The sequence below is a fragment of the Sphingomonas hankookensis genome, assembly GCF_001619955.1.
Classification (GTDB): Bacteria; Pseudomonadota; Alphaproteobacteria; order Sphingomonadales; family Sphingomonadaceae; genus Sphingomonas; species Sphingomonas hankookensis_A.
On record NZ_LQQO01000008.1, the window covers coordinates 44,265 to 57,907 of the forward strand.

9 protein-coding genes are annotated in these 13,643 nt (G+C 66.0%); 4 read left to right on the plus strand and 5 right to left on the minus strand.

Annotated elements, in window-relative coordinates:
* Positions 1–68: 68 nt before the first annotated feature.
* The 4 genes from AVT10_RS06185 to AVT10_RS06200 form a co-directional block, all read right to left on the minus strand.
* Positions 69–3,068: a TonB-dependent receptor plug domain-containing protein gene (locus AVT10_RS06185; RefSeq protein ID WP_066689419.1), complete on the minus strand. Its 3,000-nt coding sequence runs from the start codon at positions 3,066–3,068 to the stop codon at positions 69–71.
* Positions 3,069–3,348: 280 nt separating this feature from the next.
* Positions 3,349–6,369, minus strand: a complete 3,021-nt coding sequence (locus tag AVT10_RS06190; protein ID WP_066689420.1) for a TonB-dependent receptor plug domain-containing protein — start codon at positions 6,367–6,369, stop codon at positions 3,349–3,351.
* A gap of 177 nt (positions 6,370–6,546) precedes the next feature.
* On the minus strand, positions 6,547–7,956 hold the full coding sequence (gene ahcY / locus AVT10_RS06195) for an adenosylhomocysteinase (protein ID WP_066689421.1): 1,410 nt from the start codon (positions 7,954–7,956) through the stop codon (positions 6,547–6,549).
* Between the two features lie 109 nt (positions 7,957–8,065).
* Complete coding sequence (locus AVT10_RS06200; protein ID WP_066689422.1) at positions 8,066–8,626, minus strand: YqgE/AlgH family protein; 561 nt, start codon at positions 8,624–8,626, stop codon at positions 8,066–8,068.
* Positions 8,627–8,742: 116 nt separating this feature from the next.
* Here AVT10_RS06200 and AVT10_RS06205 point away from each other — a divergent pair, with 116 nt between their 5' ends.
* From AVT10_RS06205 to AVT10_RS06215, 3 genes are all read left to right on the plus strand, one after another.
* On the plus strand, positions 8,743–9,225 hold the full coding sequence (locus AVT10_RS06205; RefSeq protein WP_066689423.1) for a peroxiredoxin: 483 nt from the start codon (positions 8,743–8,745) through the stop codon (positions 9,223–9,225).
* Between the two features lie 214 nt (positions 9,226–9,439).
* A complete protein-coding gene (locus tag AVT10_RS06210) occupies positions 9,440–9,778 on the plus strand; it encodes a hypothetical protein (RefSeq protein WP_066689424.1) in 339 nt (112 codons plus the stop codon).
* 73 nt (positions 9,779–9,851) lie between these two features.
* Positions 9,852–11,303 carry an AMP nucleosidase gene (locus AVT10_RS06215; RefSeq protein ID WP_066689425.1) on the plus strand — a complete coding sequence of 484 codons (1,452 nt, stop codon included), beginning with the start codon at positions 9,852–9,854 and terminating at the stop codon, positions 11,301–11,303.
* 176 nt (positions 11,304–11,479) lie between these two features.
* Here the strand turns inward: AVT10_RS06215 and AVT10_RS06220 are convergent, their stop codons facing one another.
* A complete protein-coding gene (locus AVT10_RS06220) occupies positions 11,480–13,063 on the minus strand; it encodes a lipopolysaccharide biosynthesis protein (RefSeq protein WP_084401414.1) in 1,584 nt (527 codons plus the stop codon).
* Positions 13,064–13,164: 101 nt separating this feature from the next.
* On the opposite strand from AVT10_RS06220, the gene AVT10_RS06225 reads away from it, so the two are divergent.
* Positions 13,165–13,545 (plus strand): DUF305 domain-containing protein, encoded by a 381-nt coding sequence (locus AVT10_RS06225; protein ID WP_066689427.1) that lies wholly within the window; start codon positions 13,165–13,167, stop codon positions 13,543–13,545.
* Positions 13,546–13,643: the final 98 nt, after the last annotated feature.

Below are 13,643 nucleotides of genomic sequence, written 5' to 3' on the forward strand. Positions count from 1 at the left end.
CATAAAAAAGGGGCGACACCGCATGGTGCCGGCCAGAATCGTTCAACCGAAACCTCGGTCGCGTCCGATCACATGCGCATCGTCGCGCCGGCATACAGGAACCGGCCGACGCCGGAGATCGGGTAGTTCAGCGAACCCCAGATCGGCGTCTGTTCGAACAGGTTGTTGACGCCGCCATAGAAGCGGAACCGGTCGTTCACCCGCACTTCGGCACGAATGTCGTGTTGGAACATTTCCGGCCAGAAGAAGAACTTCGGATCGGACAGGTCCGGATTGTTGGCCAGTTCCTCGACGCTGAAGCGACGGGTCTTGCTGAAATAGACCAGCCCGTAGTTCAGCGACAGCGCGTCAAGGGTCCAGGTGATGTTGCCCGACCCGCGCCACCGCGGATTATACTGTTCCAGCGTGTTGTCATCGACGTCCGCGCCCACCGTCGGCACGAACGAGATATGGTCGAGATAGCCCGCATTCACGTTGAAGTCGAAGCGGCCCAGCTTGCCCGGCTGTACGGTATAGTTGACCGCGAAATCCGCACCCGACGTACGGAACGCGGCGACGTTGGCCGGTCCGACGTTGAAGCCGATGCGCCGCTGCGGATCGTTGCCGTCGCCCAGCACATAGCCGGTGGTGGTCGACCGGAAGACGTTGGCGCAGAACTGGTTGTTGATCGTCGGCTGATCGACACACAGTTGCGCCAGCTGGGTCGGGCTGGGCGTGTTGATCGCGTCGCGGATGCGGATGTCGTACCAGTCGGCGGTGATCGTCAGGCCGGGGATGAAGCGCGGCTGCAGCGCGACGCCCGCGGTCCACGTCGTCGCGATTTCCGCCGCCAGGTTGCGGTTGCCACCGACGGTGCCGCGCCGCGAGGTGGTCGCCGACGGCACCCGCGACGGGGTGAAGGTCGCGATCTGCTGCGGAGTCAGCCCCAGCCCGGCCAACAGCGTGCGGCAATTCGCCTCGCGATACTGGGTCCCCTGATTGCGGTTCGCCAGATCGCACGGATCGGTCACGAAGCCGAACGTGCCCGTCGTCGGCAGGAACAATTCGCCGATATTGGGCGCGCGGACCGCCTGCGAATAGGAGCCGCGGAAGCGGATGTCGCGGATCGGCGCATAGATGCCGTCGAACTTCCACGTGCGGGTCGACCCCACCGTCGAATAGTCCGACACGCGGGCGGCGGCGCCGAACGACAGCAGGTCGGCGAACCGCATGTTGGCGAGCAGCGGCACGTTCACTTCGCCGAACACTTCCTTGACGTCGAAGCTGCCGGCGCTGGGCGGCAGCGCGGCGGAATCGCGAAACTCGCCCCGGACGCTGAACGGATCGGGGTCCGACCGGCTGCGCTCACGCCGATATTCCGCACCGAATGCAAAGCCGATCGGACCGCCGGGCAGTTCGAAGACGGCACGGCTGTCGCCCGAGATCGATCCCGACACGACATGCTGGTCGACCAGCGCGCGGCCGACATTGCTCGCCAGTACGAAATCGAGCGCGGCCTGCGACGCGACGCCGTTCCCCAGCAGGTTGAGCGGCCGGCACGGGCTGCCCGCCCCCGGGGTGAAGGTGGTCGCCGCCGGGCTGAGCGCCGACGGATCGAGCGTCGAGCGGCAGACGATCGATCCGTCCGGCGCGCGCACCGCATCGATCGCCGCATAATAACGGTCGCCGATCGGGTTCGACGTCTGCGACGACCGCGCGCTGGTGCGGCCATAGACGTACGAGATTTCGTAGCGCGTGTTCTCGGCGATCTCGCCGTCGAAGCCGACGACCCCGCGCCACGTATCGCGCCGCACCCGCTCGCCGCGAATGCCGAAGTCGAAATTGTCGCGCGAGATGAAGGCACCGTTGGGCGCCGCATTCGCGCCGAACCGATCGTTCAGGAACGCATTGTCGGGCATCAGATAGGTGTAGAAGTCAAAGCTCGGCTGCCCGACCGAATAGGCGCGGGTCCGGACGAACTTGCCCTCTGCGAAGAAGCGGACCTTGTCCGAAAATTCGAAGCTGGTCAGCAGGTTGGCGGCATGGCGTTCGATCGCCGGATACAGGTCGCCGAAATATCCCGCGGTCGGCGTGTTCGACGTGCCGCCGATCGCACGGCCGCTGCCGCCGGGCAGGAAGGTGCCGCCGTCATAGGGAAGGCCGCTGCCGGTGAAGTCGGGAATGCCGTCGAGGTTCAGGTCGACCGCGCCGTCGGGCGCGCTGTCCGCCCAGGTCAGGTTGGTGTAGAGTATGCGATCCGGAATGTTGGGATCGTCGAACGGAATGCCGTTCGCGCCCGGGCGGAAATCGTTGATGTTCTGCCACAATTCCTGGAAATGGTCGGGATCGCCGGAAAATGGCCGTGCAAAGCTGCTCAGCCGTTCGGTGTTGCTGTATTCATAGGCGGCCGTGACGTTGCCGCGTCCACCGGCGAAGTTCTTGCCGGCGACGATCGATGCCAGCTGGTTGCCGGCGTCGCCATCGTCCGAGATGCCGGCCTGCAATCGAGCGGTCACGCCTTCGAAATCGCGACGCAGCACGAAATTGACGACGCCCGACACGCCGTCGGCGCCATAGACCGCCGACGCGCCGCCGGTCAGCACGTCGACCTGCTGGATCAGGTCCTGCGGGATCGAGTTGATGTCGACCGCGGCGGTATTGGGGACGCCCGCCACGTGGCGACGGCCATTGACCAGCACCAGCGTCCGGTTCGTCCCCAGATTGCGCAGGTTCAGGAAATTGGCGCCGGTGCCGGCCAGCGGCGTCGGGCTGCCCCCGCCCGACCGCGCACCGCCGACCGATGCGCTGAGCGCGGGATTGCGGATCAGCACGTCGGTGATGTTGTTCAGACCGGTCGCCTCGATCGCGGCGGCGGTGACCGACACGATCGGGCTGGCAACCTCCAGCTCGGGCCGCACGATGCGCGAACCGGTCACGACGATCTCCTCGGCGGGATCGGTCGTTGCCTGTTCGTCGCCGACGGTCGCCGGCGCATCCTGCGCCGAAGCGGATGCCGCCGCCAGAACGGCAGCCATGGCGAGGACGCTGCGTGCGGCGTTCAGCCGCCAGCGCGATATCGGTTGCTTCATCGGTCGATCCCCCTTTTCAGTTTAGTATACCATATTAGGGCATGCGACCGGCGCGCAGTTCGCCCGGTCCTTTCGTCGCAACGGTACGAAACGGGTCATTTAGCGGGGCAGCGTTGTTGCCATGCAACACCCCGCCACATACCAGCAACAATTCGGAGCCGCTCCGGGCGGAAGCCGCGTTTCCCGGACCTCACCACGACCGGCACGAAAAAGGGGCGACACCGCATGGTGCCGCCCCTCTATCGCTTCCCGGCGACGGATCGCCGCCCGGGGCGTGCGCTTACATCTTTATGCGAGCGCCCGCGAACATGTAGCGGCCGATGACCTGCTGGATATAGGTCGTGTCGGCAATGTCCGCCTTCTGACCGAACACGTTGTTCACGCCACCGAAGAACTGGAAGCGGTCGGTCGCATCGACGCTGACATAAATATCGTGCTGCCACATCGCCTTGATGTACTTGTACTCGGGCGCAACGACGTCCGGGTTGTTCTCGTTCGTCAGATTGGCGTAGCGCAGCGTCTTGTCCATGAAGTTGACACCGTAGTTGACGGTGACATTCTCCAGCGACCAGGTCAGATCGGCATTCGCGCTGTACTTCGGCGCACGATACCCCGCTTCCTGGCGACGGTTGGTGACCGGGGCTCCCGGCGTGCCGATGAACTCCAGCTTGTCCAGATAGTTGCCGATCAGACGCAGGTTGAAACGGCCCGCCGAACCCGCATCGAAGGCGTAGTTGACGTTGACGTCCAGACCGGCGGTGCTGAAGCGCGCGACATTCTGCGGTGCGACGACGAAGCTGGTGATGTTGCCAACGGCCGCCGTGTTGCTGGCGACGTTGGTACGCGTGATCGACCGGCAGAAGACGTTGTCCAGCGTGGCCTGATCGACGCACAGCCGCGCGACTTCGTTGGCCGCGACCGTGTTGATCGCACCGCGCAGGTTGATGTCGTACCAGTCGGCACGCAACGACAGGCCCGGGATGAAGCGCGGCTGCAGCACAGCGCCCGCGGTCCAGGTCGTCGCTTCTTCCTCACGCAGCTGGCTGTTACCGCCCGAGAAGCCCGAGATGTTGGTCGAGCGCGCATCGACGTAATTGGCCGGATCGGCAACGCCCAGACCGCTCAGCAGCGTGCGGCAGTTCGCCGCGCGGGTCGCCGTGCCGTTCTGCAACTCGGCCCGATCGCACGGGTCGGTGATGAAGGCAAAGGTCTGCGACTGACCCGCGAACAGCTCGCCGATATTCGGGGCGCGCACCGCCTTCGAATAGGTGCCGTTGAACACGATGTCGCGGACCGGCGCGTAGGTGCCGTTGACCTTCCACGTCGTCGTGCCGCCGATGGTCGAATAATCGGAGAAGCGGATCGCCGCGCCGACGCTCAGGCGATAGGCGAACGGCAGGTCCTTCAGGATCGGCGCATCGAGTTCGGCAAAGCCTTCCTTCACGTCGAACTGACCCTCTTCGCGACCCAGCGAGTTCGTGAAGGTCAGCCCCTGTGCCGCGATGGCATCGGGCACGAACCGGCTCTCTTCCTTCCGATACTCGGCACCCAGCGCGAAGTTGACCGGACCGCCGGGCAGCTTGAAGAACTGACCGAAATCGCCCGAGATCGATCCCGACACGACATGCTGGCGCAGGCGCGAACGGTCGGTGGTGGTCGCACGCACGAAATCGAGCGCCGCCTGGCTCGGCGCACCATCGCCGAACAGGTTGAGCGGCACGCACTCACCCGGCCGGAACGTCGTCGGGTTCACCACGGTGCGGCTGGCATAGGGCTGGTTCGGCGTCCAGTTCGGCTGCAGGTTCACCCGGCAGGTGATCTGCCCGTTCGACGGATCGCGCACCGCGTCCAGCGCCGCATAGAAGCGGTCGTTATAGGTGTTGTTGACATAGCGGTTGGCGATGTCCGACTGCCCGAAGACATAGGACAGTTCGTAGCTGCCATGGTCGTTGATCTGGCCCTTCGCACCGACGACGGCGCGATAGGTTTCGCGGGTGATCGTCTCACCGCGCTGACCGATGTCGAAATTGTCACGGGTAATCAGCACGCCGCCATTGCCCAGATTGGGCAGGCCGGCCGGCAGATACGGATTGCCGTCCTCCGCCAACAGATAATAGTCAAACGACGGCTGACCGACGGTGAACGACTTGTTGCGGGCGTATTTACCCTCGGCGAACAGCGTCAGCGCCGGCGACACGTCGAAATGCGTGATCGCGTTCACAACATGGCGGTCGATGCGCGGCAGCAGGTCGTTGAGATAATCGGCGGTCTTGGTGCCGGTGCCGCCCTGCGAGAAACCGGGACGCAACACGGTGCCCAGCTGGAATGGAACCAGCTGTCCCGCGCCATTGACGATATAGTCCGGCTGACCGTCGAAATCGACGTCGATGCCACCCTCGCGCGCGGTGTCGTTGTAGCGGACGTCGCGGGTCGGGATATTGTCGGGGATGCCGTTGCTGGCACCGCCGGTATAGCCCGGCCGGAACTCCGGATCGTTCGGGTTGCGCTGGAAGCTGACCAGCCCGTTCCCGCGCAGGCGCGCGCGGTCTCGCGATTCCAGACGGCTTTCCGAACCATATTCATAGGCAAGCGCGACGTTGCCGCGGCCGTCGGCGAAATTCTTGCCGACGGTGACGGCCAGCAGGCGCTTGCCCGCATCGCCATATTCGGAAATGCCGGCCTGAGCGCGGGCGGTGATGCCCTCGAAGTTGCGCTTCAGGACGAAGTTGACCACGCCGGTCACCGCGTCGGCACCGTACACCGCCGACACGCCGCCGGTCAGAACGTCGAACCGCTCGACCAGATCGCTCGGGATCGTACCGATATCGATCGCCTGCGACCCCGGAACCGACGCGACCTGGCGACGGCCGTCGATCAGCACCAGCGTGCGATCGGTGCCAAGGTTGCGCAGGTTCAGCACGTTGAGGCCCGACGCGCCGATGCCGACGCCGCTGCCCGCGGTATCGGCCGAGGTCGTCGACCCCTGCAGCGCGGGGACCTGCGCGATGATGTCGGTCAGGTTGGTGCTGCCGGCCTGCTGGATCGCGGCGGCGCTGACGGAGACGACCGGGCTGGGCGATTCGAAGTCCGGGCGACGGATGCGCGTACCGGTGACGACGATTTCGTCGCCGTTGCTGGCGTCTTCGGCGGTCTGCGCGGCGGGGTCTGCCGGGATCGGAATGTTATCGCTGTTGCCGGGCGCGGCAGTCTGCGCGGTGGCGGCCGCCGATGCCATCAGCGCGGCGACGACAACGGCACTGCGGGCGACACCGGCACGCAAACGCGACGTTGACTGGTTCATGAAACAGACCCCTTACTCATACAGTTATATGCATTCCTACGATACGCAGTCGGTTTCATTTGCAACGTATTGAATGATTGCCGGGGTGGTTTCGGCGCAGAGCGTTGCAAACGTGCAACAAAAGGGGCGGGCACCCGGTGGATGCCCGCCCCCTGTGGCGTCGGATCGCGTGGGCGATCAGTAGCGATAATGGTCCGGCTTGAACGGCCCTTCGACCGGCACGCCGATGTACGACGCCTGCTTCTCGGTCAGCTTGCTGAGCTTCACGCCCAGCTTTTCGAGATGCAGCGCCGCGACCTTTTCGTCGAGGTGCTTGGGCAGAACGTACACTTCGTTCTTGTAGTTCTCGCCCTTGGTCCACAGCTCGATCTGCGCCAGAACCTGGTTGGTGAAGGACGACGACATCACGAACGACGGGTGGCCCGTGGCGCAGCCGAGGTTCACGAGGCGGCCCTTCGCCAGCACGATGATCTGCTTGCCATCGGGGAACTTCACCAGGTCGGTGCCCGGCTTCACTTCGTCCCATTCATAGTTCGACAGGGCGGCGATCTGGATCTCGCTGTCGAAGTGGCCGATGTTGCAGACGATGCTCATCGGCTTCATCTTCGCCATATGCTCGGCGGTGATGACGTCGGCATTGCCGGTCGCGGTGCAGAAGATGTCGGCGCGTTCGACGGCCTCGTCCATCGTCACGACCTCGAACCCTTCCATCGCCGCCTGCAGCGCGCAGATCGGATCGATCTCGGTGACCATGACACGCGCGCCGCCGTTGCGGAGCGACTGGGCGCTGCCCTTGCCGACGTCACCGAAGCCCGCGACGCACGCGACCTTGCCGGCCAGCATCACGTCGGTCGCGCGACGGATCGCGTCGACCAGCGATTCCTTGCAGCCATAGAGGTTGTCGAACTTCGACTTGGTGACCGAGTCGTTCACGTTGATCGCCGGGAAGGGCAGCTCACCCTTCTTCGCGATTTCGTACAGGCGGTGGACGCCGGTCGTCGTCTCTTCGGACACGCCCTTCAGGTTCTTGACGGTTTCGGTCAGATAGCCCGGACGCTTGGCGATGAACGCCTTCAGCGCGCGCTGGAACTCGACTTCTTCCTCATTCTCCGGCTCGCCCAGCGTCGCGCCGGCTTCGAGCTTCGCGCCCCACAGCGCGAACATCGTCGCGTCGCCACCATCGTCGAGGATGATGTTGGCGGTCTGGTCGCCCCAGTTGAAGATGTCGCCGACATAGTCCCAATAGTCCGCCAGGCTCTCGCCCTTCACCGCGAACACCGGAATGCCCTTGGCCGCGATCGCGGCAGCGGCATGGTCCTGCGTAGAGAAGATGTTGCAGGTCGCCCAGCGGACGTCGGCGCCGAGCGCCACCAGCGTCTCGATCAGCACCGCGGTCTGGATCGTCATGTGCAGCGAACCGGTGATGCGCGCGCCTTTCAGCGGCTGCGACGCACCGAACTCGTCGCGCAGCGCCATCAGGCCCGGCATTTCGGTTTCGGCGATCTCGATTTCCTTGCGACCGAAATCGGCGAGGCTGATGTCGCGAATGACGTAATCGGTCTGCTTGTCGGCAATGGCGGTAGCCATGGGATGCTCCTGCGTGGGGCCATGGGCGCACCCATGGCGGATGGTCCGCCTCTACCGGCGGCCCCGCCGAAACGCAAATCCTATATAAAGATTCCTTTATATGCCGTGGTCAGGCGGTTCCCGCACCCAGCGCCAGCAACCGCGGATCGATGCCCGCCCGTTCGAACCCGCCGCGCCAGCGCGTCGCGGTCGGCACGTCGAACAGCAGCGCCCCGTCGCCGGCGACGTTCATCCAGCCATGGCGCGACAATTCGCTCTCCAGCTGTCCGGCTTCCCAGCCGGCATAGCCCAGCGCGATCAGGTAGCGCGACGGCCCGCTGCCCGCCGCAATGGCGCGCAGCACGTCGATCGACCCGGACAGCGCCCATTTGCCGGCCACGTCGATCGTGTCCTGCCCGCTCCAGCTGTCGTCGTGCAGCACGAAGCCGCGCCGCGTTTCGACCGGCCCGCCGAGGTGGATCGGCGCATCGGGCGCCTCGCCCGGTTCGATGTCGAGCTGCTTCAACAGCGCATGCAGCCCCAGGCCGTCGATCGTATCGCCGATCCCGACCCCCATCGCGCCCTCTTCGTCATGGGTGCACATCGCGATCACCGCATGGTCGAACCGGCGATCGCCGATCCCCGGCATGGCAAGCAAAATCTCTCCGGCAAGGAATCGCGTCTGGTCCATCATGCCGCCGACGCTAATCCCGCCCGCGACCGAGCGCCATGGTTGAAAAGGACCATGAGCGCACCCAAGCTGCATGGCGGCGCGCATCGTGCGCCGGACCCGAAGCGGAGAGATTCATGACGATCAAGGTCGGCGACCGCCTGCCCCACGCCACCCTTACCAAGGTCACGCCCGACGGCCCGGACCAGGTATCGACCGATGATTTCTTCGCCGGGCGTCGCGTCGCGCTGTTCTCGGTCCCCGGCGCCTTCACTCCGACCTGCTCGGCCAGGCACCTGCCCGGCTTCGTCGAACAGGCGCAGGCATTCCGTGACAAGGGCGTGGACGAAATCGCCTGCACCGCGGTCAACGACGCCTTCGTCCTGTCGGCCTGGGCCAAGGCCGGCGATGCGGGTGACAAGGTAACGATGCTGGCCGACGGCAATGCCGATTTCGCGAAGGCGATCGGGCTGACCATGGACGGCTCGGCCTATGGCATGGGCACCCGCTCGCAACGCTATGCGATGCTGGTGAACGACGGCGTGGTCGAGGCGCTGCATGTCGAGGCACCCGGCGAGTTCAAGGTCAGTTCCGCCGAAAACCTGCTGGCATCGCTCTAACGCTGTTCGCGCAGACTCGCACGCACACGTCACCCCAGCGAAGGCTGGGGTCTTACGGTGACAGCACGCAGCAGGAGCCGCGCGAGGCCCCAGCCTTCGCTGGTGCGACGTCGTGGGACAAGGGGCCATTTCCCGCCGGTTGTAACGGAACCGGCGGCGACCGTTCGAGTTAGTCGGTAGTTACGCAGCCATATCGATCAGGAAAGGGAACGTCATGACCGACACGACGACCACGACCAACGCCGCGAAGGATGTCGCCAACGACATCGCGAACGACGTCGCCGAAACCTCGGGCACGCTCGCCGAAAAGGCATCGGCGACCTACGCCTCGGCCAAGGACAGCGTCAGCGACGCCGCTGCCAAGTCGCGCGATGCCGTCAGCAGCGCCGCCAAGTCGACCGCCGAAACCGTGAAGGCACATCCCGGCGCGACCGCCGCGATCGTCGCCGGTGCCGCCGCCGCGATTGCCGGCGCCGCGTTCGGTGCGTCCAAGCTGATGGAAAAGAAGCGCGAGGCCGACGCCACGCCGAAGGTCCCGCCCTCGGCGACCTGAGGCCGCTGCCCCCGGCGCGTTACGCGCGCGCCGGGGGCTTGCGTTGCGCCGCGCGCCGCCTTAGCCACGGTCGATGACGCAGGCTTCCCAGATCGTCGCCGAACTCGATCGGCTCTACACCGCCTCGGTCGCGCGCCTCCGCGCCGCGCTGGACCGCTACCTCACCGACGGCACGCCCCCGCCCTCTTCCGCCAGGGTCGACGGGTCGTTCGCCTATCCCGAAATCCGCCTGACCTATCGCGGCAGCAGCGAACGGCCGACGCCGTCGCGCGCCTATGGCCGGCTGACGACGCCCGGCGAATATCGCATCAGCGTGACCAAGCCGGCGATGTTCGCCGCCTATCTGACCGAGCAGCTCGACCTGCTGATCGAAAACCACGACGTGACGGTCGAGGCGGTTGCGGGGCGGCAGGAAATTCCCTTCCCCTATGTCCTCGACGCGGGGCACGCACTCAGCCTCGACGCGGTATCGGCGACCGAACTCGCCCGCTATTTCCCTGCGACCGAGCTGGCGCATATCGGTGACGAGATCGCCGATGGCCTCTGGGCGTCGCAGGATGCGCATCGCCCGCTGGCGTTGTTCGACGGCCTGCGCACCGACTTCTCGCTCGCACGCCTGCGCCATTACACCGGCACGCCGCCCGAGCACATCCAGCAGTACGTGCTGTTCACCAACTATCACCGCTATGTCGACGAATTCGTCCGCTGGGCCGGCGAGCAGCTGAAGCCCGCCGCCGATGGCACGCCCAGCCGCTATACCGCGCTGTCCGGCGCGGGCGGCGTGCTGGCGACCGCCGGCGACGATGCGGAACGCATGGTCAGCGACAGCGCATGGCGGCGGCACCAGATGCCGGCCTATCACCTCGTTGCGCCCGACGGCACCGGGATCACGCTGGTCAATATCGGCGTCGGCCCGTCCAACGCGAAGACGATCTGCGACCATTTGGCGGTCATGCGGCCGGAGGCATGGCTGATGATCGGCCATTGCGGCGGCCTGCGTCCCAGCCAGCGGATCGGCGACTATGTCCTCGCCCACGCCTATCTGCGCGACGACCATGTCCTCGACGACGTGCTGCCGCCCGAAATTCCCGTCCCGGCGATCGCCGAGGTGCAGGTCGCGATGGCGCGCGCGGCGGAGATCGTGTCGGGCCAGTCGGGCGATGAGTTGAAGAAGCGCCTGCGCACCGGCACCATCGTCACCACCGACGACCGCAACTGGGAATTGCGCTTCAGCCGCTCGGCGCTGCGCTTCTCGCTCAGCCGCGCGGTCGGGATCGACATGGAATCGGCGACCATCGCCGCGCAGGGCTACCGCTTCCGCGTCCCCTACGGCACGCTGCTGTGCGTTTCGGACAAGCCGCTCCACGGCGAACTGAAACTGCCCGGACAGGCCAACCGTTTCTACGAACGCGCGATCAACGAACATATGCGCATCGGCATCGAGGCCTGCGAGCAGCTGCGACTGGAGGGCGCCCGGCTGCACAGCCGCAAGCTGCGCGCATTCAACGAACCGCCGTTCCGGTAACGGGCGCGCTTCGCCCCCAACGAGTAATCTGCCGACCGGCAAACGTCGCCCCAGCGAAGGCTGGGGCCTCTCGCGGCTCCTGCCGGGTGCTGTCGGCGAGAGATCCCAGCCTGCGCGGGGATGACGCATGTCGCGGCAGGACCCGCTCTCGATCTGGGGCGACGACCGCCCGCCCGCTACACCTTGTACCGGTCGGTCGGGATGGTCGCCTCGCTCGCCGCCGCGCTCTTGTGGAACAGCGCCTTGTCCTCCGGCCGGAACGCCCAGCGCCACAGGATCGCGAAATAGGTCGCGAGGATCACGGGTATGCCGAACAGCATCTCGGCCCATTCGAACCGCTTGGGCAGCTGCATGATCGCCGATCCGATCAGCGCCGCGGCCAGCACCGCCCATAGCAAGGCGGGGCGGAAATCGCGCACGCTATGGCCGAGCAGCTTCGACAGCAGCCCCGACTTGATGACCGATCCCAGCGCGACCGAGATGCACAAGGCCATCGCCGGCCCCACCGCCGCATAATTTTGCGGCAGGCCGAACGATCGCATCAGGAATACCAACGCGAAGCTCAGCACGACCTGGAACGTCAGCAGCCCGATCGAGATCATCAGGTTGCGATGCCGCGCGATATAGACCAATGCCGCTTCCGACACCGCGCCTTTCGCTGCCAGCACCTCCGCGATCAGCAGGAACGACAGTGCCCCCGCGCCACTCACGAACTCGCGCCCGACCACGCCCATCACGCCGGACGCCGGGATGCTCCCGGCCAGCGCCAGCGCCGCCTGCGCGGTGATGATCCAGAAACCGACCTGCCGCACCTGCCGCGCGACTGCGCTCTTGTCGTCCGCCGCCAGGCTCTGGGTGATGACCGGGCCCAGCACGGGGTCGAAACTGGTCTTCAGCTTCTGCGGCAGCGACGCGACCTGCTGCGCCATATAGTAGATGCCGACAATCGCCGGCCCGAAAAGCAGCCCCAGAATGAAGCGATCGACGTTGCGCGTGCCCCATTCGATCGCATCGGCCCCGGCCAGCGGCATGTTGCGCTTCACCAGCGCCAGCATCGGCCGCAGATGCGGCGACCAGCCATAGGGCAGGCCATAGCTGCGGATGAACGGCACGATCGACGCGACCAGCGCCGCCGCCATCGACAGGACGTAGCTCATGATCAGCCCGTCGCGCGTCGAATAATAGCTGAGCGCCCAAGCCGCGATCGAGATCGTCCACGGCTCCACCACCGCGCGCGCCGTCACCGCCGCCTTGACGTTCAACCGATAGGCAAGCGCCGCCAAGCTGACGTCCGACCAGGCGATGGCGAACACGATCAGCGGCAGCAGGCGCTCGAACCCGATCACCTCGCTGTTCGGATACATCACCTGCGGGAATACGAACAGCACGGCGCTGGCCGCGACGGACATGATGAACGCGACCGCCAGTGCGTCCCACACGACATGGGCATGCGGCCGGTCGGTCGACGACAGCGCCTGCGCCAGCCCCCGCTTCAACCCCAGCGTGGCGACCAGCGCCGCCAGTTCGACCACCAGCACCGCCAGCGCGAACCGCCCGACGATTTCCGGGCCATAGATGCGTCCGGCGATGAACAGGAACGGCAGGCGCGCGACGAGCCGCAGGACGAAACCGAACACGTTCGTCCGCCCGCCCTTGGCCAGGGCGGCGATGTCGTCGGCGGGTTGGGTCGGCGCGTCGGTCACGCGACGCGCGAAGGATCGATCATCGCGGCCTCTTACGCCAGGGCGTCCGCTCCCCATAGCCCCCGTATGCGCTTTGCCCGCGGGGTGCGGCTTGCGGGCAACGGTCGGAACGATCGGACGCCCCGGCCTTTGGACTACCGCAACGATGGAGACGATCGATGAAGCCAGCCGCGACGATCCTCGGCCTCACCCTGCTGGCGGCCTGTTCGCAACAGCCCGCCCCCGGCAACGGCGCGCAACCTCACGACGCCATGGCGCATGACGCGATGGCGCCAGGGGCGACGGACTCCGCAGCGACACGCGGCTACAAGCAATCGATGGCCGCCATGATGACCAAGGCCCCGCCCTATACCGGCGACGCCGATGTCGATTTCATGCAGCAGATGCGCGTTCACCACGCGGCGGCGGTGGCGATGGCCCGCACCGAACTGGCGCATGGCAAGGACCCTGAGGCCCGCACGCTGGCGCAGGCGGTGATCGACACGCAGCAGGAGGAGATCGAGCAGATCGACCGGTGGTTGGAGGCGAAGGGTCGATAACCGGACTGGCCTTCGCAATCGCCGGCGGTTGCGACACGACGGCGTAGCGCGCATCCTGCCCTGCGTCGGGCAGTCTATGCCAGTATCGGGAAGGAACA

Coding starts and splice junctions, on each gene's coding strand:
- AVT10_RS06185 (WP_066689419.1), bottom strand. CDS start 3,068: ATGAAGCAACCGATATCGCGCTGGCGGCTGAACGCCGCACGCAGCGTC.
- AVT10_RS06190 (WP_066689420.1), bottom strand. CDS start 6,369: ATGAACCAGTCAACGTCGCGTTTGCGTGCCGGTGTCGCCCGCAGTGCC.
- ahcY (WP_066689421.1), bottom strand. CDS start 7,956: ATGGCTACCGCCATTGCCGACAAGCAGACCGATTACGTCATTCGCGAC.
- AVT10_RS06200 (WP_066689422.1), bottom strand. CDS start 8,626: ATGGACCAGACGCGATTCCTTGCCGGAGAGATTTTGCTTGCCATGCCG.
- AVT10_RS06205 (WP_066689423.1), top strand. CDS start 8,743: ATGACGATCAAGGTCGGCGACCGCCTGCCCCACGCCACCCTTACCAAG.
- AVT10_RS06210 (WP_066689424.1), top strand. CDS start 9,440: ATGACCGACACGACGACCACGACCAACGCCGCGAAGGATGTCGCCAAC.
- AVT10_RS06215 (WP_066689425.1), top strand. CDS start 9,852: ATGACGCAGGCTTCCCAGATCGTCGCCGAACTCGATCGGCTCTACACC.
- AVT10_RS06220 (WP_084401414.1), bottom strand. CDS start 13,063: ATGGGGAGCGGACGCCCTGGCGTAAGAGGCCGCGATGATCGATCCTTC.
- AVT10_RS06225 (WP_066689427.1), top strand. CDS start 13,165: ATGAAGCCAGCCGCGACGATCCTCGGCCTCACCCTGCTGGCGGCCTGT.